At 40.5% G+C, this 20,463-nt stretch carries 18 protein-coding genes and 1 tRNA gene; 13 read left to right on the top strand and 6 right to left on the bottom strand.

What is annotated here, in order from left to right; all coding sequences use genetic code 11:
- Positions 1-3: 3 nt before the first annotated feature.
- From R2S08_RS18850 to R2S08_RS18860, 3 genes are all read right to left on the bottom strand, one after another.
- The gene (locus tag R2S08_RS18850; protein ID WP_316836582.1) at positions 4-3,582 is read right to left on the bottom strand and encodes a TonB-dependent receptor; all 3,579 of its coding nucleotides are present in this window, start codon (positions 3,580-3,582) and stop codon (positions 4-6) included.
- A gap of 148 nt (positions 3,583-3,730) precedes the next feature.
- Complete coding sequence (locus R2S08_RS18855) at positions 3,731-4,783, bottom strand: FecR family protein (protein WP_316836583.1); 1,053 nt, start codon at positions 4,781-4,783, stop codon at positions 3,731-3,733.
- A 69-nt stretch (positions 4,784-4,852) separates the two neighbouring features.
- A complete protein-coding gene (locus tag R2S08_RS18860; protein WP_316836584.1) occupies positions 4,853-5,434 on the bottom strand; it encodes an RNA polymerase sigma factor in 582 nt (193 codons plus the stop codon).
- 84 nt (positions 5,435-5,518) lie between these two features.
- On the opposite strand from R2S08_RS18860, the gene R2S08_RS18865 reads away from it, so the two are divergent.
- From R2S08_RS18865 to R2S08_RS18905, 9 genes are all read left to right on the top strand, one after another.
- Positions 5,519-6,202, top strand: a complete 684-nt coding sequence (locus R2S08_RS18865; protein WP_316836585.1) for a response regulator transcription factor — start codon at positions 5,519-5,521, stop codon at positions 6,200-6,202.
- A 16-nt stretch (positions 6,203-6,218) separates the two neighbouring features.
- On the top strand, positions 6,219-7,586 hold the full coding sequence (locus R2S08_RS18870; RefSeq protein WP_316836586.1) for an ATP-binding protein: 1,368 nt from the start codon (positions 6,219-6,221) through the stop codon (positions 7,584-7,586).
- Between the two features lie 131 nt (positions 7,587-7,717).
- A complete protein-coding gene (locus tag R2S08_RS18875; protein ID WP_316836587.1) occupies positions 7,718-9,055 on the top strand; it encodes a carbohydrate porin in 1,338 nt (445 codons plus the stop codon).
- Positions 9,056-9,349: 294 nt separating this feature from the next.
- A complete protein-coding gene (gene dnaA, locus R2S08_RS18880) occupies positions 9,350-10,780 on the top strand; it encodes a chromosomal replication initiator protein DnaA (RefSeq protein WP_316836588.1) in 1,431 nt (476 codons plus the stop codon).
- A gap of 69 nt (positions 10,781-10,849) precedes the next feature.
- Entirely contained in the window at positions 10,850-11,686 is an 837-nt protein-coding gene (locus R2S08_RS18885) for a protease complex subunit PrcB family protein (protein WP_316836589.1), read from the top strand.
- Between the two features lie 58 nt (positions 11,687-11,744).
- Positions 11,745-11,930, top strand: coding sequence for a hypothetical protein (locus R2S08_RS18890; protein ID WP_316836590.1), 186 nt, complete (start codon positions 11,745-11,747; stop codon positions 11,928-11,930).
- Between the two features lie 4 nt (positions 11,931-11,934).
- Positions 11,935-12,345 (top strand): OsmC family protein, encoded by a 411-nt coding sequence (locus R2S08_RS18895; protein ID WP_316836591.1) that lies wholly within the window; start codon positions 11,935-11,937, stop codon positions 12,343-12,345.
- A 50-nt stretch (positions 12,346-12,395) separates the two neighbouring features.
- Positions 12,396-13,772 (top strand): exonuclease domain-containing protein, encoded by a 1,377-nt coding sequence (locus R2S08_RS18900; protein ID WP_316836592.1) that lies wholly within the window; start codon positions 12,396-12,398, stop codon positions 13,770-13,772.
- Positions 13,773-13,864: 92 nt separating this feature from the next.
- Positions 13,865-13,938: transfer RNA gene (locus R2S08_RS18905), tRNA-Arg, on the top strand.
- Positions 13,939-14,347: 409 nt separating this feature from the next.
- On the opposite strand, the gene R2S08_RS18910 is transcribed toward R2S08_RS18905, so the two are convergent.
- Positions 14,348-14,836 (bottom strand): hypothetical protein, encoded by a 489-nt coding sequence (locus R2S08_RS18910; RefSeq protein ID WP_316836593.1) that lies wholly within the window; start codon positions 14,834-14,836, stop codon positions 14,348-14,350.
- Between the two features lie 672 nt (positions 14,837-15,508).
- Here R2S08_RS18910 and R2S08_RS18915 point away from each other — a divergent pair.
- Positions 15,509-15,754, top strand: coding sequence for a hypothetical protein (locus tag R2S08_RS18915; RefSeq protein ID WP_316836594.1), 246 nt, complete (start codon positions 15,509-15,511; stop codon positions 15,752-15,754).
- A gap of 42 nt (positions 15,755-15,796) precedes the next feature.
- Here R2S08_RS18915 and R2S08_RS18920 read toward each other — a convergent pair whose 3' ends face one another.
- Positions 15,797-17,134 (bottom strand): sensor histidine kinase, encoded by a 1,338-nt coding sequence (locus R2S08_RS18920; RefSeq protein ID WP_316836595.1) that lies wholly within the window; start codon positions 17,132-17,134, stop codon positions 15,797-15,799.
- Between the two features lie 721 nt (positions 17,135-17,855).
- Between R2S08_RS18920 and R2S08_RS18925 the strand changes: the two genes are divergently transcribed.
- Complete coding sequence (locus R2S08_RS18925) at positions 17,856-18,476, top strand: dihydrofolate reductase family protein (protein ID WP_316836596.1); 621 nt, start codon at positions 17,856-17,858, stop codon at positions 18,474-18,476.
- Between the two features lie 141 nt (positions 18,477-18,617).
- On the opposite strand, the gene R2S08_RS18930 is transcribed toward R2S08_RS18925, so the two are convergent.
- Entirely contained in the window at positions 18,618-19,145 is a 528-nt protein-coding gene (locus R2S08_RS18930) for a protease (protein WP_316836597.1), read from the bottom strand.
- 276 nt (positions 19,146-19,421) lie between these two features.
- Between R2S08_RS18930 and R2S08_RS18935 the strand changes: the two genes are divergently transcribed.
- Complete coding sequence (locus tag R2S08_RS18935; RefSeq protein ID WP_316836598.1) at positions 19,422-19,883, top strand: hypothetical protein; 462 nt, start codon at positions 19,422-19,424, stop codon at positions 19,881-19,883.
- Between the two features lie 48 nt (positions 19,884-19,931).
- Entirely contained in the window at positions 19,932-20,456 is a 525-nt protein-coding gene (locus R2S08_RS18940) for a GNAT family N-acetyltransferase (RefSeq protein WP_316836599.1), read from the top strand.
- The last annotated feature ends 7 nt before the right edge of the window (positions 20,457-20,463 follow it).

Genomic DNA, 20,463 nt, shown 5'->3' on the forward strand with positions numbered 1-20,463 from the left:
TGATTAAAAATGTAAATTAACACCTAGTAAAAAGGTACGCTGGCTTGGGTAGGAGCCATCGTCTATACCATAGGCAGTTTGCGCGCCAGATTTGGAGTCATTTTCGCTGGAGGTACCAATCTCCGGATCAACCCCAGAGTATTTGGTAATGGTGAACAGGTTGGCACCCGAGGCATAGACCCTCAGTTTTTTGATGCCTACCTTTTGCAGCATACCCGTTGGAAAAGTATAGCCAATCTGTACATTTTTTAACCGTAAATAAGAACCATTCTCCACAAAATAGGAGTTGGGTACACTGTTGGTACTAAAAGACTGCGTCGTTTCCTGAATAGGTGCGCGGGCGTTATGGTTGCCTGGTGTCCAGGAGTCATATAAGGCCGTATAGCTTTTGGCGCCGTTAAAAGAAGGCATAAAATCTGTCCACCACCTGACCTGGTTCCAGATGGAATTTCCCTGGGTACCGTAAAAGAAAGCGCTGAAATCAAAATTCTTGTAAGTAGCACCGATATTTAAGCCGTAACTGAAATCCGGATTCGCATTACCAAGAAAAGTCCGGTCATCAGGTGTTACATAACCATCTCCGCTAACATCTGCATATTTAAAACGGCCCACACCCATATCTGTTTGATATACCGCTTCGGGATTTTTAGTCGCCTTCTGTGCAGCCAGATTTGCCGCATCAATTTCAGCCTGAGAGTTCCAGAAACCGTCTATCTTGTAGCCAAAGAACTGGCTAACGGAATGACCTACTGCATTTCTGATGATGCTGCTGCCATCAAAGCGCCTGCCATCAATATCGTAGTATTTAGCGCCGTCTGAGATCTTAATGATGGTGTTCTTATACGTAGTCAGTGTTGCGGTTACATTTAATTTAAGGTCGCTTGTGATGTTTTTATGGCCGGTTACTGCAATATCAAAACCAGTGTTTTTCATTTGAGCAATATTGATGAAAGGAGGTTTTGCAGAACTTCCGCCTGTAGCAATTACCTCAGGGTTGTACAGCAGATCCTTAATGTCTTTGCGGTAATAGTCGGCAGAGATTTCCAGTTCACCTGCCCAAAGGGTCGCGTCAAAACCAATATTGGAGTTGATGTCTTTTTCCCATTTAGCGCCAGGATTACCGGTCTGGTCCTGGTAAAAGCCGGAAACCAGGTTATTACCGCCACCCAACGCATAATAAGACTGGCCTATAGAGCTGCCGAAAGTGGTATAAGAGTTGCCTCCCGACACATTCAGCTGATTCCCCATGATACCCCAGCCACCCCTGATTTTCAGGTCGGTCAGCCATTTCACATCATTGAGAAAGCTTTCTTTTGAAAGTCTCCATCCCGCACTTACCGAAGGAAACCAGCCATATACATTCTGGAGAAATTTAGAGGAACCGTCCCTGCGGATGGTTGCACCCAGGAGGTATTTGTCATTAAAGGTATAGTCTGCCCGGCCAATGAGAGAAAACAGCGCATCCGCTTCGCGGTAACTATTGGCGTCTTTTGGTCCGCTTCCGGTAGAGAGTGTGGTGTAATCAGGGTCAAAGGAGAAATAGCCTTTGTTGCTGCCACTCATATTGTTGTACCGGTTTTTATAATATTCCGTTCCGACCAGTACTTTTAAGGTATGCTTGTCAAATACTTTGTTGTAGGCCAGCGTATTGGTCCAGGTGTAATTCAATCCGGAATAAGATACCTCTGCATAGCTATTGGTGGTGTTATTTTCCGCATTCTCATATTGAGGATAAGTAAATGTTCTGGATATTCCTGAGTAAGATTCGCCCCCTAAACTTGTTCTTAGGGTAAAATCATTAAATAGGTCAACTTCAGCAAATACATTTCCGAAAAGCCTGTTGTCTGAAGAGCGGTTGTTGTCGTTTCTCCGGAGCATGGCTACCGGGTTAAAAGCATCACCAAGCTGGCCACCGTAACCACCAGCAAAATTACCCATAATGTCGTAAACCGGAATGATTGGCTGTTCGCGGAAGGCATGTCCTATCGCATTGTCTCCGCTAAGCCCACCAATTTTTGGGTTATTGGTAATAGAGTAGGAGAGATTTTCCCCAATCCTGAAGTGTTTACTAATATTATACTGCGTATTGGCCCTTACCGTATATCTTTTCAGATAAGTTTCCAGCAGGGTTCCTTTCTGGTCAAAATAATTGGCCGAAAAGAGATAGCTTCCCTGTTCAGAACCATTGCTTACAGATAAGTTCTGGCTGTGGATAGGCGCTGGCTGAAAGATCTCATTGTTCCAGTTGGTGCCCGTTTTATTGGCCGGATTGATGCGGTAAAAAGAATTGTATTCATCCTGACTGGTGAAAAAAGGCTTTACATAATATTTAGAGGGATCAACAGAAGGATCACCGGGTTTAGCCTGAAATGGGTAAATGTAGTCTGGTACCGTGTAAGGATAATTTTTTCCATAAACTTCATTGACCGTCGTATCGTTTGAATTTTGTTTTGCCGTTTGCAGGAGGGTAGCCATTTCCTGCGGATTTAAAATGTGCCATACATTTCCTTTTTTAGGACGCTGGGTACCATAGTAAGCATCATAGTTTACCTGCACGCCATTCTTTCCTTTTTTTGTGGTGATCACAATGACCCCATTGGAAGCCCTGGAACCATAAATAGAAGCCGAACCTGCATCTTTCAGTACCTGTAGATTTTCAACATCATTAGGGTTCAGGTCTGAAATGTTTTGCGTAGGTACACCATCTACCACATATAAGGGGTTGTTGTTGCCAAAAGTATTGATCCCCCTTATCCTCACCTGAGGTTCATCTCCCGGCTGGCCTGATCCCAGTACCGTTACTCCCGAGGCTTGTCCCTGGAGCAGGTTGTTTACCGAAGAGGTAGGCTGTTTGATCATGTCTGAAACGTTGACCACCGAAACCGCACCTGTTAAATCTTTCTTCCGCTGTGTGGAATACCCCACAACCACCACTTCTCCCAGTGCCTGCGCAGATTCCTCCAATTGTACATTTAAAGTCTTCTGACCATGCACCGCTACTTCTTTAGTGACGTAACCAATATAGGTAAAGACCAGTATGGCCTCAGCCGATGGAATACTGATGCTGTAGTTTCCGTTCACATCTGTCATGGCCCCAGTAGCAGTTCCTTTTACTTTGACACTGACGCCGGGTATAGGTTCACCTTTAATTGTACTCACTTTACCTTTAAGGCCATTCTGTTCCAGTTCGGTTAATTCTGGCCAGTTTGCTTTGTCCATATGCTCCTTATCATAGAGCAGGATGGTATTGTCTACTACCCTGTAAAAGATTTTCAAGGGCACCAGGGTTTCGTCCAGTACATCGCCCAGCCGTCTTTTTACTGCATTTACCGAGGTTTGACGATCTGCCTTGATCATCGATGCACTATATACAAAATTGACATTGATTTCTGCCTGGATCTTATTGAGCAGTTGTTTGATATTTCCCTGGCTGATATTTATAGAAATCTCCTTGTTGAGTACTTCCTGCGCGCCAACATCCTTGGCGAATGTTCCGCAGGTAAATAAAATCCCAAGAAAAATTTGTGTAATAGATATCCTCATCGCTGTTGTTATTAAAGCAACAAATCGCTTTTTTTTCATACCTTTAGAAGTTTTGTTCGTTAATGTGAAATTTTTCGTACAGAATTGTTAGCTGGCATCGTCCCCCAACGTTGTCAGCTTTTTTTTATTCGAATGATTTGGTTAGAGAGTTCTGTTTTTAGGCATAGGCTGTTTGTTTTTAGTTTTGTTAGTTGATCTTGTTTCTTGATTTGATGACTATCGTGGTTCCGGATAGCTGGTAACTGGCATTGATAGACTGGCAAAGGAAATCAATCTTATTGTACAGGTTCTGTTCTGACAGATTTCCGGTAAAGGTGTTGTTCTTCAATGCTTCGTCTTGAATAAAGATTTTTATACCGTAAGTCGTCTCCAGCTGGCTGAGGACCTCACTTACCGGGGTTTCATTAAATTTATAATCTGCATTTTTTGGCTGGTCTTTTACCTGAACAGGTATTGGATTATCAGCCAGAGTAGTGGTAAAGTGCCCGGCATCGGGCAGAAATATAGTTTTCTGGTTCGGTACCAGTACAACTTCCGGGGTGGTTTGGAATAGTTTTCTTAAACTGAAGGCCCTTTTTTCCTCTTTCGCAGTTACAATGACTTTCCCTGTCTTTACAGTAACCTCAGTTTCATTGTTGCTGGCATTGGTTCTTATCGTAAAGCTGGTACCCACTACCCGGGTTATCGTGTTTTTATTGTAGACCAGGAAAGGCCTCGAAGGATTTTTACTCACCTGAAAGAAGGCATTTCCTGTAAGCTCTACCTCGCGGACTGCTGCCGAAAAATGTTCAGGGTACTGGACATTGGAATGTGGCCCTAAAAATATAGTACTGCCATCCTCCAGGTCTATCTTTAAATCTGTTTCAGTACTGTTCGCTTTGATGAGCAGAGATTTGACCTTAGAGAATAGCTGTTTAGATGGTTTTGTGTAATCCTGATAAAAGTAAAACGCTGTGCTGATCAAAAGTACAGCTCCAAAAGCGGCAGCTATAGTAAACGCAGGTTGGAGAAAATGGAAGACGTAGTTTTTGCGGAATTTCTGAACTGGCGGTTTTTCCTGAATGTCGCCCTTGATCTTGTCCCAGAGTTTTTGTTCCAGGTTATTGAATTCATCAGGATGATCAGGAATTTCTTCTGCATCCAGCATTTCATACCATTGTTCCACAAGGCGCTGTTCCTCGGGGCTGCAGTTGCCTTGCTGGTATTTTTCTAACAATTGATGGAATGACGCTCTGCTCATTACAATGGCTTTTAACTATATGTAAGCTGAGCGGGGCCTATCCCTAAAAAAAAAATAAAATATCTTAAATTAAAACAACAAGCCAAGAATAAGAGCCAGAACAAAGTATTCTTTTAAATGAAACCTCATGGTTTTCAGACTTTGGGTAATGTGGTATTCTACGGCCTTTTCAGAAATGTTCAATTGTCTGGATATGTCTTTGACAGAATAGTTGTGGATGCGGCTGAGTTTAAAAACTTCACCAGTTTTTTTGGGAAGCAGGGCAATGCCTTTGTTGATGGCTTCTGAAAGGTCATTTAACAAAGCCAGGTGGTCAGCGCTGTTGCTGGCATAGGGTTGCTCTGTAGTTTGAAGATGGAGGTGATAATTTTCCTGGACGATCAATGATTTGAAGTAGTTAATGATCGCATATTTAAGGGCACCAAAAAGATAAGCACTCAAGGACTGGATCACTGCCGTTTCCCGGCGTTTCCAAAGGTCAACAAAAAGGTTTTGAGTAAGTTCTTCGGCCAGCTCCCGGTCATGTATTTTTTTAAAAGCAACTTTGTAAACCTCTTTCCAGTAACGCAGGTAGATCTCCTTAAAGGCAGATTCATCACTTCCTTTAAAGAGGTTCAGTAATTCCTGGTCAGAGAGGGTAGAGTAGTTCATTTGTCAATACAAGGTCATAACAAATTTAATAATATAATTGATATTTTTACCGGGTCTACACGTTTTACAGATTAATAGGATACTATGTCGCGTTTTTTGCTGATTGAAGATGATTACAGGATTGCCGAACTGATCAAGAGAGGGCTGGAAGAAGCAGGCTTTGAAATTGAACTGGCTTCAGATGGTCTGGAGGGGAAAAGACGTGCCCTAAATAATGCCTATAGCCTGATCATCACGGACATTATTTTACCGGGTATCAGCGGTCTGGATCTTTGCAAGCAGATCAGGCAGGTCAATCCGGATGTGCCTATTATTATGCTAACCGCTTTGGGAACCACAGATGATAAAGTAGAAGGTTTTGACGCCGGAGCAGACGATTACCTGGTCAAGCCTTTTGAAATGCGAGAATTGCTGGTGCGAATCCGGTCACTGATGAAGAGGAACCGGGTTAATGAACGTACGGATGGCTTTATCCTGAAACTGGCAGATCTGGAAATGAACCTGTACACCAAAACGGTGAAAAGGAGTCAGGTAGAGATCTCTCTGACGCCAAAGGAGTTTAAATTGCTGGAATATATGATGCAGAATCAGGGGAAGGTACTTTCGAGAGTGGAGATTGCAGAAAATGTATGGGAAACACATTTTGATACAGGCACCAACTTTATTGACGTCTATATCAATTACCTAAGGAAAAAGGTAGATAAAGAGTTCTCTGAGAAACTGATCCATACCAAATCTGGAATGGGATTTATTTTAAAAGAAGAATAGCAAATATAAACCGAGTATGAAGATAAGGGTTTGGCTAACGATATTGTTTACACTGATTACGGCTGCTATTTTGCTGGTGTTCGCCTCTTATATTTATATCTCGGCAAAAAAAAGCAGAGAAAGAGAGTATTATAACCTGCTCACCAAGGAAGCGGTAACCAAGGCCAATCTTTTTTTAGATGCAAATGTAGACGCAAAGACCCTGCACACCATTTATCGCAATAACCGAAAAATTCTGAACGAGGTAGAAGTGGCTATTTATACCACTTCTTTCCAGCTGTTGTATCATGATGCCGCAGACATCGATTTTGTAAAGGAAACCCGGAAAATGATCGATGATATTGTGAAGCAGCGGGAAATTCATTTTTATCAGTCGGACTGGCAGGTAGTGGGCATTTCATATCGCTTTAAGAACACCAACTATGTCATCACAGCAGCTGGTTTTGATCAGTATGGATATAATAAACTGGCCAGCCTGCGGACCAATATCTGTATTGTATTTTTGATCTCTGTGCTTGTGATTTATTTTGCCGGGCGCTTTTTTGTGAAGAAAGCTTTTTCTCCTGTTACCGAGATCACCAGGAAAGTAAACCGGATTTCTGCAACCAACCTGGACCTGCGCCTGGATCCACAGCACAGTAAGGATGAGTTGGCCGAACTGTCCAATACCTTCAATGAGATGCTGGACCGGCTCGAAGATTCCTTTGATGCACAGAAGAGTTTTGTAGCCAACATCTCTCATGAACTACGTACACCTTTATCCGCTATTATTACCGAACTTGAACTTTCCCAAAATAAGGAAAGAAGCCTGGAAGCCTATAAAGTGGCCATCAGTCAGGCACTTTCAGACGCCAGGAAACTGGCGCGTTTGTCTAACAGTTTGCTGGATTTTGCTAAAGCCAGTTACGACTCTTCAGAGATTCATTTTAAAGAAGTACGCCTGGATGAGCTCTTACTAGATGCACAGCTGCAGCTGCAAAAAACGAATCCGGATTATGATATTGACATTCTTTTTGAAAAAGAATTTGATGATGATGACCTGATTTCTGTAAACGGAAATGCCTACTTACTACAAACCGCTTTTGTGAACCTGATTGAAAATGCCTGTAAGTTTTCTGCAGACCGCCAATGTGTAGTGGCAATTTCCTATCAGGAAAAGAATGTAGTGCTTAATTTTTCTGATCATGGGATTGGTATTAATGCAGAAGACCTTCCCCATATTTTTAATGCCTTTTATCGTGGGCTCAATCAAAAAGTAGCAAACGGCAATGGAATAGGGCTTTCCCTGACTAAAAAGATTGTTTTACTACACAAAGGGAGTATTTCTGTGCAGACCGAGCCAGGTAGGGGAACTGTTTTTACCATAGAGATTCCACATCTGTAATACGGTCGTATAAAGGGATTCATATCCTTCTAATGAAATTCTAATTTTTTTCTAATATCTTTCTAATCGTTTCCCGATTTGGGCTATTTTACCTTTGCGTCCCGTTTGAATACGTACAAAACAAGATGAATATGAAGAAAATTTCTACTATAGGTATACTGGTGCTATCTGCACAAATGGCCTGGGCGCAGCAGGCAGATACGGTAAAGCAAAGCAACTGGAGTTATCACTTTCAGTTTACGGCCATTTCGCAATACCATTCCGCCTTTAAGGCACCTTACAAAGGCCGGAACAGTTTGGCTGATACTGCTGAAATTGCAGCTACCAGTGCAACTTCGACCATGTTTCTTGGAAGAAAATTATGGAAAGGCGCAGCTGTTTATTTTAATCCGGAGATCTCCGGAGGAAGAGGATTGAGTTCTGCAGTTGGTGTGGCAGGTGCTTTGAATGGAGAAACTTACCGGGTAGGGAATGCGGCGCCCGCGATCTTTATTGCCCGGGCTTATTTCCAACAGCAGTTTGCGTTGGGCAATACCGGATACGAGTATGTGGCTGATGATGTAAACCAAGTGGGCGGAATGGTTCCTAAAGATCGGATTACTATTACAGCCGGTAAATTTGCAGCAAGTGACTTTTATGATGATAATAAATACAGTCATGATCCAAGAAGCCAGTTTCTCAATTGGTCACTGATGGGTAACGGTGCCTGGGATTATCCTGCAAATACCCGGGGTTATACTATGGGGCTGGTGGTGGAACTGGTAAAGGCAGATTGGGTATTTCGTTTGTCCAGCGTGGCAGTTCCCCGCATTGCAAATGCACCTAAATTAGAATATAAATTAGATAAAGCACATTCAGAGACTTTGGAAATTGAAAGGAAGAACCTTTTCAAAAGGCCCGGTTCCCTTCGTTTACTGTTCACCAATACCTATTCCAAATCTCCTTCTTATGCACAAGGTATACAAGCCCTGGCAGACAACAATACTCAGATTCTGGATGTCATTTCAGGACAGGCAGAGGGCACCACTTACGGCGGACGTAAATACGGAATTGGTTTTAGTGGTGACCAGGAACTGACCGACGACCTGGGGATTTTTGCACGTGCAGGATGGAATGATGGTAAAGATGTGACCTGGGCATTTACTGAAATTGACCGGACGGCCAGTCTGGGCTTGTCTCTCAAAGGAGCCAGATGGAAAAGAGCTAATGATGTTTTTGGTCTGGCCGCAGTGGTTAACGGACTTTCCAGTGGGCACCGCACTTTTATTGCAGATGGAGGTTATGGATTTATTATTGGAGACGGCAAACTCAATTACGGGAAAGAAATGATCCTGGAGACTTATTACAATGCAAAACTGACCAAGACTTTCTGGCTTACGGCAGATTACCAGTTTGTCAATCATCCAGCTTACAATAAAGACAGAGGACCAGTCAATGTATTTGCCATAAGAGGGCATATAGAGTTCTAAGGCTGTTTCTGGGCTGAAGTCCAGTACCATAAGTTATTTAAGGCAATCCTTTTGGATTGCCTTTTTTTTGCCTTGTTAGTTAATCTTAACATTTCTTAGTAAAAATTAACATACTTGAAACTTATTCACAATAATTTTTTTTTAGTGCTTATATGTTTTTGCAAATGAATCAATTAAAAAAAAGACAAGATTTTACTAGTCAATGTTAGTAAAATTTATGATCTTCGCATCCCCAAACAACGGGGCAGACCTAGCGTCTCATAAGGACTAAATCAAAAAAATTAAAGAATAAATATGCATAACACTTGTACACAGGTATGGAATGACTGTCTCCAAATTATTAAGGATAATATCCCGGCCCAGAGCTTCAAAACCTGGTTCGAGCCTATTGTTCCGCTTAAACTGGAGGAGAAGGTCCTGACTATACAAGTGCCTAGTTTGTTCTTTTATGAGTGGCTGGAAGAGCATTATGTAAGCTTACTGCGCAGAACGGTGAAATTGCAAATGGGAGATGAAGGCAGACTGGAATACAATATCGTAGTGGATCAGTCTTCCAATGGTGGCTTACCTTATACCACTAAAATGCCTTCAAGCGGTAATGGCTCTGAAAATAAAAAACAAAGTATGCCTGTTCCGGTAAACATCAACAGGGACATTAAAAACCCTTTTATCATTCCTGGTTTAAAAAAGATCCAGGTTGATCCGCAACTGAACCCGCAATATACTTTTGAGAATTATGTAGAAGGAGACTGTAACAGACTGGCCCGCTCGGCCGGACATGCAGTAGCCGCTAAACCAGGAGCAACTTCTTTTAACCCTTTAATGATCTATGGTCCTTCGGGAATGGGAAAAACGCATCTTGCCCAGGCCATAGGCAACCAGATCCGTCAAACTTTACCAGATAAACTGGTGATCTATGTTTCCTGTGAGAAATTCTGCCAGCAATTTGTTGAATCTTTAAAGAACAACACCATTAATGATTTTGTGAATTTTTACCAGGCCATGGATGTGATCATTATGGATGACGTACATAATTTTGCCGGGAAAGAAAAAACGCAGGATATCTTCTTCCATATTTTTAACCACCTTCACCAGTCGGGTAAGCAAATCATCATCACCTCAGATAAGGCACCAAAAGACTTATCTGGGCTGGAAGAACGTTTGCTGAGCAGGTTCAAATGGGGACTTTCAGCTGATCTGCAGTTGCCAGGTCTGCAAACCAGAATTGAGATCCTGAAAAAGAAAATGTATGTTGATGGTATAGAGCTGCCAGAAGAAGTGATAGAATATGTGGCCAACAACATCAATAACAATGTAAGGGAACTGGAAGGTGCAATGGTTTCTTTGCTGGCACAATCTACACTCAATAAGAAAGAAATTGATCTTCATCTGGCTAAATCCATGCTGAAGAACTTTATAAAGAACACCAGCAAAGAAATTTCTATGGAGGTGATCCAAAAGAAAGTTTGTGAGTATTTTGAAGTGCCAATGGATTTGCTGAAAGCTTCTACCCGTAAAAGAGAAGTGGTTCAGGCCCGCCAGATCTCCATGTATTTATCCAAGTCTATGACCAGGTCTTCTTTGAAAACCATTGGCGCATTTTTTGGAGGTAGAGACCACTCTACAGTTATCTATGCTTGTCAGACTGTTGAAGACCTGATCCAGACAGATAAGAAATTCAGAACCTATGTTAGCGACATCGAAAAGAAGCTGAAAATGAACTAAATTAAATGGGAGCTTGTAGCAGTTTCTATTAAAATTGTTACATTCGTAGTAGAGTTAAATACATTTCCTATGAATTTATATACTACGCTTACCATACCTTTTCTTTTCTTTACTTTTCAAGGTCAGGCAGTTCCGGTAAAAGGAGCACCTGTAGCTTATCATCAAAAAGTCGCCGCAACTAAAGTTAATTTTGGCCATGGTGTGGATCTGATCGTGAAAGGATTGGGCTTGAATATAGATGCCATTCGCTTTGTTAAAGAGCCAAAGGCCACAGATTATTTCGTCTATGCCAACAATAAGGCAGTCTATGCAAAGTCACTAATTATTGCTGCAAATAATGGGATCAAACTGGACCGTAAAGTTAAACTGGAGAATCCAATGACCCGGGAACAATTTGCCACAAATCTAAATGAGGCCATCCAGGCTACCGGAAATTATCCCGTTAATATGATGTTTATTGTGATCAAAGACGAGGCCGCTTTTTCTAAAGGATCTGCTGCAGTTCAAAACCTGATCAAATTTAATGTGCTTGCCCTGGAGAAAGGAAATTTCAGGCCCAAGGCTTTCATTACAGAGTCAGAAGCTGTAAAAATGGTACAGAAAGCGGCTGAATTTGTTCGTGCCCACAAAGAAAAAGAAGACACATCAGTAAGAGAAGAAGTGACGATGGTTTCTACAGCAGTAAATCCTGATGTGAACCGGATCACGATTTCCAGAGGTACCAAGCCGAATTCTGGCTATCAGATCATGATCAACAGGATTGATTTTTCTGCAAAAGGAGAAGCAGTTGTTCATTACAGCCTGGTTAATCCAACAGCGGGCCATTCCTACCTTCAAGTCATCACGGAGCCACGTGCGGAGACCTATATCTCCTCCTTCTATAAAGCAAGCTTAAAGAAAGATTAATATAATTGAAACTGATCTGGTTCTGCACTGTTTCATAAGATATATAAAGAGTGTTGTTATGAAAACCAATCAGAATAAACCAGGTCATGATGAGGATAAAGATTTAGCAAAAGCTGCAGCGGCGAAACCTAAAAAAACCGGACATTCTAAAGAGGAATCTCCAGAAACAGATTTTCCACTCTCGGAAAAAGATGAAGTAAAACAGGCTGAAGAACGGCAGCGTAAAAGAGCTGAGAAGAAATAGTTACATGAGTAATACACAAATCACTGCGGTTACAGAACTGGACAGATCGCATTATAAAACCAAAGTATATTCAGGAGGTCATTTTATCTATTCAGATGAACCAGAGGCTATAGGTGGTACAGACGAAGGTATGCCGCCTGCAGCCTTGTTATTGGCCAGCCTGGGCAGCTGTACAGCGATCACCATACGGATGTATGCAGACAGAAAACTGTACAAGCTCGATACCATTAAAATAGATCTGGCCATTTGCAGCGAAGATCAAATGGATAAAAGCACGACCATTACACGGACTATAGAATTTACCGGACAGCTTTCAGAAGAAGAAAAAGCCAGGTTAATGCAAATTGCAGACAAATGTCCAATTCACAAAATTCTGTCTAATCCTATTAAAATCGAAACATCTGCTAAAAATTAGAGCAAAGAGATGCTAAATAAATTAGTACATTTACCGCAAATTTAATTCTCATGCAATTTGCTGTTGTCGATATAGAAACTACCGGAGGCTATGCATCAGGAAATGGGATCACAGAGATCTCCATACAAATCCATGATGGGACTAGCGTAACAGAACGTTTTGATACCTTGATCAATCCTGAGCATTCTATTCCTGCTTATATTGAATCTTTAACGGGTATAAGCGACGAGATGGTGGCTTCTGCGCCGAAATTTGAAGAGGTTGCAGAACGGATTTACAATTTGCTGCACGATAAAATCTTTGTTGCACACAATGTTAATTTTGACTTTTCTTTTGTACGCCACCAACTGGAAGTGGCGGGCTACAATTTGCAATGCAAAAAATTGTGTACGGTTAGAATGAGCAGAAAGGTGTTTCCGGGCTTTCCTTCTTATAGCCTTGGGAAATTGTGCAACTCGCTCGGTATTACTTTAAATGACCGGCACCGTGCAGGAGGGGATGCAGAGGCAACAGCAATTCTGTTGGGAATGTTGCTGGAGGCCGATCAGGAAGGACATATTAAACAAGCTTTAAATAAGGGTTCTAAAGAACAGGCCTTGCCGCCTAACCTGCCCAAAGCTGCTGTTGATGCGCTCCCTCAAAACCCTGGAGTTTATTATTTTAAAGACCAGAAGGGCAATGTGATTTATATTGGTAAAGCCAAGAACCTCAAAAAGCGTGTTTGCTCGCATTTTACCGGAAATAACCTGGGGCCTCAGCGTCAGGATTTTCTAAAGAATATCCATCATGTAGAGTTTGAAGTTTGCGGCACAGAGCTGATGGCTTTTATCCTTGAAGCGGTCGAAATTAAAAGGCTCTGGCCTGAAAATAACCGGGCGATGAAACGCTTTGAACAGAAATATTCCCTGTTTTCTTTTATAGATCAGAATGGGTACATACGTTTGGGTATTGATAAGTTTAAAAAACAAGGACCTTCTTTATATAATTTCAATAGTCTTTCTGAAGGGCATAGTTTGTTGCGGATGCTGATTAAGGAGCATTTGCTTTGTGAGCGGCTATGTTTTATACAGAAGAACCGAATTGGCTGTGTTGGGCATGAAGATGGTAAATGCAGTGGAGCCTGTGTAGGTAAAGAATCTGCTGCGGCCTATAATGTAAGGGTGAAGTATGCGATCCAGGAACTTCACCAGATGCTGCCTTCTTTTGCAGTGATTGATCAGGGGAGGACAGAAGATGAGCAAAGTTGCCTTTGGGTAGAGAAGGGGCAGTTTTATGGAATGGGGTATATTTCACAGTATACTGATGTAAAGGATATGAGCGAGGTTAAATCTGCGTTAAAACAGCTTCCTTCTAACGATTACATCCTCCATTTGATCCTTTCTTATGCGGATGCGCATCCTGGGAAGAAATTAAGTATAGAATTTTAGCCTTATTATCAATTCCTTATAAAGAATTTGTTAAATAGATTTGCTGTTTTAAGGCTTTAATCCTATCTTTGGCGCTCCAAGAAAAAGGAAATGCCTTGGTAGCTCAGTTGGATAGAGCAACGGTTTTCTAAACCGTGGGTCAGGGGTTCGAATCCCTTCCAGGGTACTGCGAAAAGCTTCTAGTGAAAACTAGGAGCTTTTTTGTTTTTAGATATTTTCTGTGCTGGAGATTGAACAGGCTTTTATTGGGATCTTGAGGGGGGGGGTGAAAATATGTTTTCTGATCGCGCTGAACCTTACAGGTTCTGAGGCTTGATCATGAAATCATATTTTCCTGGGTGCAGACCGGGGAGGGTGAAGAAAGGGTTTTTGCAATTGGCTAATAAACAGCTTTCGGTAGGAACTTCCTGAAGTTTCTGTAATTTAAATCTATTTAACTGACGTTAAGGCGACTCAAATCCCGCACCTTTCTATTGACCGGTTTCAGTATGTTCGTGCTGACTTGTATAACAGAGACTTGCTTCCTGTAAAATAGTTCTTGGTTTTTTGCAGGTGCCGGTGGTTCTGGTGTCTGCTCACATTACATTCCGGAACAAATTTTTGTCGTGTTTGAAGCTTACTTCTTTTAATATGAAATCAGCATCGGGCTGGTTTCCATTGGAGCCGTTAACTATTCCTTTAGCGGTGAGGTTGATCAGGATTTCGTTTTCTTTTATATCTATGATTTCAATGCGCAATTCTTCTACACTCTCATGTTCAAAATAATAGATATTGGACAATATCTCTTCGCGCTGTTCATCGTAGCCTTCTTCCTGATAAATAATCCTGCCTTTACGTAATTCAAGATCATCGGAGGGGAGGATTGCTGTGGCTTCAAAATTTGGTTTTGCATTGATGACCTCCTGCAATTTATCGGCCCTTTTAATGGCTGCGCTGGTCTCGAAACTTAGGGTTAATTCCCAGATGTCATCTTCAGCTTTGTATACATTGTATTTGGCGTCTTTTATCTGGAATTCTTCTGTGCCGAACTCTGAGTGGACAATAGTAAAGAGGTCTTTTTTCATTTTAGCAGTAGGTTGATATTCGAAATTACGTATTATGCGGATTATCTTTGATAAATTTGGTTAAAAAGGCTATTTAGCTTTGGAGAAAAACATATTTTCCTGAGTGTAAACTGGGTTGGGTAGTAGTTATTGCAACATTAATTACCTCCGGTTGATAAAGCCGCTTGCGACATGGTTTATACCTTTTTCGATGTTGGTTGTTCGATGATCCGGCCTTTTAGCGCCGATTGTTCGGTAAAAGTACCTGTTTACCTAAGTTACGGCGCAGAAGCGGCGGAGAAGCGACGAACCAAGTCGAAGCCTGTCTACAGCTTGGAGCTGTTTTACATAGGTTTTGTCGTTTTATAATCCGGTTAAAACCGGGCATCGTTATTTTTTAATCCTGAATTGGTTTAACAGTTGAAATATGTTTTCTGATCGCTGAATCTCACAGATTCTGAGGCTCGAGTCAGTAAAACATATTTTCTTGAGTGCAGACTGGGGAGGGGGAGAGTTGAGTTGTGGTGAATAAAAGGATGTTTTTGTAACATTTAAGCTGATTTTATATCTTAATTGTATACATAGATTTGGTTGCCCAAACATTACTGATCGTTGTTTTTTAGACATAAACCATATCTTAAATTATATGTACTCATTAACAGGGAAACCGTTAGCAATGCTTAGCAAGTTACCTTGGAGCTGAAGAAATTTAAAAATGTAATTATACTGGGTGAAACAAGTAACGGTACCATAACCTATGGGAGTAATTATGGTACAACAGTAGATTTACCTGGTAAGAAATATAAATTTTATCCATCCGACATGACTGATAGTGGGAATTGTTTACCTTACGAAGAAATAGGTATTACTCCAGATATTCTTTTAAACAAAGATACTGAATGGATAAAACAGGTAAGGGTTTTGATTAATAAAAGTTAGCTGTAAATACTTCTTTTTAATGGTAACCTAAGAGCATGTCTGCTAGGAGTCCGTTGTGCTTAATGCTTTATTCGGGCTCGTACATAAATCGGCATGAGCATCTGAAAATTCTAGTGTGAAGGTTGTCCCATTGCCAGGTGCGCTGTTAAAGCTGATCCGGCCTTTCTGCATCTCTGTATACTCTTTACATAAGATCAAGCCCAGCCCAATGCCTTTTTCATTGCTTGTGCCATAGGTAGATGCTGCATTCAGTTTGAAAAGTTCCTGCTGCCTTTCGGGTGGTATACCCACACCATTATCTGCAATATGCAACCTGATATGGCCGGGAACATAAGAATTGTATATCTGTATTTCCCCGCCTGTGGGCGTAAATTTTATTGCATTATTGATCAGGTTTCTGATCACAAGCTTAAGCATATCAAGATCCGCATTGAGTTCAGTTGACGGATCAATATTCACGCTGATTGCGATAGCTTTTATATCTGCTGATGCCTGTTGTACAAGCAGGCAAGTCGATACCACTTCAGACAGATTTAATCGCACCATATTTACAGTGGTGCCGCCATCCATTTGCGATTTTGTCCAGTTCAATAAATTATGTAGCATTACCTGTGTGTTTTTTGTCTCATTGAGCAAACTTTTCTCTAAAAAGCGGCGCTCCTCTGTCGATAATCCATATTCATGGAGTATTTCGAGAAAACTCGCAATAGAATTAAGCGGAGAACGAAGGTCATGAGATAAAATAGATAACAGCCGGGTCTTGGAGTCATTGGCTTCTTTTAACGCGAGAGAAGCTGTTAATGCATTGTTCTTTTCTCGCTGATAGCTGCTGATGAGGTAGGATAGTACCGCACCTATACATACAACCACAGAGAAATAGGTTGTTGCTGTGTCCAAAAACAAATCGCTGCGCTTTGCATAGGTGATTTTAACATAGTCGCTGTTGTAATACTCAATCAGTAATAAGCCGCCAACGAAAGTTACATTGATCAGTATCCAAAATATATACTGCCGGGTAGGCATTACAGACAGGGTAAAAACCAGGGAGAGGAGGAAAAGTATTAAGGTAGGACCATGTATTCCTGAATTGATAAAGTAGTTAAAAACCAGCAGGACAGCTGTACCGGCGCTAAATAAAATAAAGCTAAGCCTTAAACGTCCAAAATACCTGGAATTAATGTACATCGCTACAATTACAATCCAGGCCACAGAAAGTGCTGCGTTAACCAATGGTACTTTTATAATGATATTTACCAGTAACGCTAAAGGCAGGCCGATCATAGCAATTACACTTATTTCATGAAATATCCTGGCCTGGAGCGTTGTGCAAGCATTACTACCGATCAATTTGGCATGTAGTTGTCTAATAGATTTAATCATCAAAAAGAATTGCCCATCTAAAAGTAGTAAATTTAAAGAAAAATCTAATCAGTGTTGCTTAACATTAATGTCTGAATTGAGTTCTAATATAAGGGGTTGAATATTATTTTAAGTTGCAGCTTTGAATAAACTTGCGCTACCTTTTCTCAAAGGAGTAATTTAAGTCTCTTATAACACTAAGTCGAGGTTCTCCTCAATAAAATGGCCTGTAGATTGTCATATTGTATCCGGCTCGACCATATTGAGTTTTGTAACTCAGATCTAATTCTACCCATTTTCTTATAAGTTCCGTTACCCCAGGTATCACTTTGAAAAGTAACATCTTTCTTGAGTGTTAGTTTGTCACCCTGTTGGGGGCCTTCTGGGCCACTTAAGGTAAAACGGTAAGCGTATTCCCCAGAAATTATCCCAGTTGTATAGAGATTGTCGTATAGGATGGAAATAGTAATTAAGATAATCAAGAATAGTATACTGAGCTTTTTTATATTCATTTAGCTTTAACTTGAATTGATATAGAGACTTCATCGGCAATATTTCCGAAGGTATTAAAATAGAAAAAGAGGCCAAATCTTTCAACCGGCCCCTTTTTATTAAATTAACGCTCTCAATGTAAACGTATAAAATTTTTCTGATATTCTGTTAATCAACTTTTTGATGAGTCGCTTTTTTCCAATTGAGTACGACATTAGTTACCTTAGCTATAATAAATAAATCAAAAATCATGAGCAAAATTATCTTTGATTGCGCAATATCACTTGACGGCTTTTTTGCAGGCGATGACAGGAGCCCAAGCAATCCAATGGGTGGAATTTCACCAAAAATCCATGGATGGATGTTTAAACAGAAAGCATTTTGGAAACACATCAATATGGAAGGAGGTGAAGAGTATGGTGCAGATAGTAAATTAATTGATGATGTGTTTGAAAGAACGGGTGCTTACATTATGGGAAAACGAATGTTTGAGGAGGGGGAGGTTCATTGGAAAGAAGATTTATATAAAGCGGATGTGTATGTTCTGACACATGAAAAACGCGAGCCCTGGGTTCAAAAGGGTACAACAACTTTTTATTTTATCAATGACGGAGTGCAAAGTGCATTAGAAAAGGCAAAGCAATCTGCTAAGGGAAAGGACATCAGGATACAAGGTGGGGCGAATACTATTCAACAATATCTTAATGCAGGACTTGTGGACGAATTTTTTATTCATATTGCTCCTGTTTTTTTAGGAAGCGGAATCCGGTTGTTTGACGGCATTGACAGAGATAAATATGATCTTCAGATTGTTGAAGTCATACCTTCAGATTTGACAACTCATTTAAGATATAAACTGACAAAGAAATAAGAAAAATTGCCGCTAATAAAGCCTATCGAGGTCAAGAAAGGGAAAATATGTTTTCTGATGTCGCTGGACCTTTTAGGCCCTGAGGCTCATCAGTAAAAAATATTTTCTTGGGTGCAGACCGGATTGGATGGTGAAAGGATATTATTTGGCGTAAACGAAAGAGATACTGTCTTTAACGATAAGGCCGCTCATGTTTTGACCAACATAAATAATGGTGTATTTGGCAGGTTTGGTGATGTCATATCCTTTTAAAAGATCAACAGTAGTGGAAATGCTGTCTTTAGAGTTTACAGTCATATAGCTGCTGGCCGGTGGTGGCATTACTCGTTTTGCCATTGCGCCTTTATAGTTCACTTCTTCGCCAGACTCTGATTTGACGTCCAGGTATTTACTTATGAATGGCTCAAAAGGCGTGTGCCATTTGCAAAAATGCTGTGTAGTATCGGCATTGTTGTAGACTGTGAATTTCAGCTGTACCGAGTCGCCAGCCTTAATGGTGTCTTTCACCGACATCTTTGCAAATAACCCTTTTTCAATTGTGCTATTTACAACTGCGGCGGCCGAAGAATCCGCAGCAGCTGTGCTATTTTGTGCAACATTGTTGTTCATCCCGCATGATGAAAGAGCTAATATAACGGCGGCAGATAGTAATGAGCTAAAGTTTTTCATGGAGTAAAAATATCTTTTTTGGCTGACTTCTGCATTAATTTAATACAGGCCAAGGGGAGCGCGTTTGATGCGAAGACCTCGGCCGGACTTGGAACGGATATGGCAGAGCTCATATTAAATCACTATTTTGTGGTATGATTTTTATTTTAGCTTTTGCGTATATTTTGCTAACTGATAAGAGGTCAGTAAGCTATGAAGAGTTAAAGCCAGAACCAGAAGAATAGTAGAGTTTTTAAAAAAAGTTTAGGGTAGTTTATATAATTAAAATTAATTCAGATGAAACTTAAAATATGTATTGCTAAAAAAACACTTATCTTTTATTCTATTATAGCTCCTTTTATCATTTACGGTTCAGCTTACAACTTGATCTGGGGTATAATTTTGCACAAAACTCCAACTATTAGACTTGGCGCTTTCAGTTTGCTAGGTTTTATAATATTTCCAGTGCTACTGATTTACACTTATATAAACAATAAATGTATTATTACAGCAGACAGTATGCGCATTGGAAAAACTGAATATAAATTTGCTGACTACGATTTTCAAATAACATCTAAAGAACTTGCATTTAAGGATAGGCCAATTAATTCATTGTTCAAAAAGAATTATAATTATTTTTTGATACAGGAAATGGCTACAGACAGAATAGTATTTGAAAAGGATTTAGATGTCTTCGAAAAAGATATTGAGAAGATTAAAAATGCATTTCCCGTAGGTAAATTAACTATTGATAATTGACTGGTTGGCAAAATATTCATAAGTTGGGAAGTAGAAATTAGAATATATATGACAAGGATTATTGAAACGGAACGGCTTTATTTTAGGGAATTATTGGACACCGATGTTGCGGGTATTTTTAGTTTAGATTCGGATCCTGAGGTGCATCAATATCTGGGTAATAATCCAATTAACACGATTCAACAGGCAGAAGATGCTATAAAGTTTATTAGACAACAATATATTGACAATGGTGTTGGTCGTTTGGCGATCATTGAAAAGGAAACAAATGATTTTGTAGGATGGGGCGGTTTTAAATTGATCACTGATGTAACGAATGGCCGTAAAGACTATTATGATCTGGGCTATAGATTTGTAAAAAAGGCTTGGGGAAAGGGTTATGCTACTGAGTCTTCAAAAGCTGTAGTGGAGTATGGTTTTAATAAGCTTAAACTTCCTGTAATTTATGCAATAGCGGATACTGGTAATTTGCAATCTCAGAAAGTGCTGAAAAAATGTGGTTTTGTGGAAAGGGAGGTGTTTGATTATGGTGCTGTTCCACATTATTGGTATGAACTTTTAAATATTGAGTAACATTTGT

It is taken from the genome of Pedobacter nutrimenti (assembly GCF_032678445.1).
GTDB classification, from domain to species: domain Bacteria; phylum Bacteroidota; class Bacteroidia; order Sphingobacteriales; family Sphingobacteriaceae; genus Pedobacter; species Pedobacter nutrimenti_A.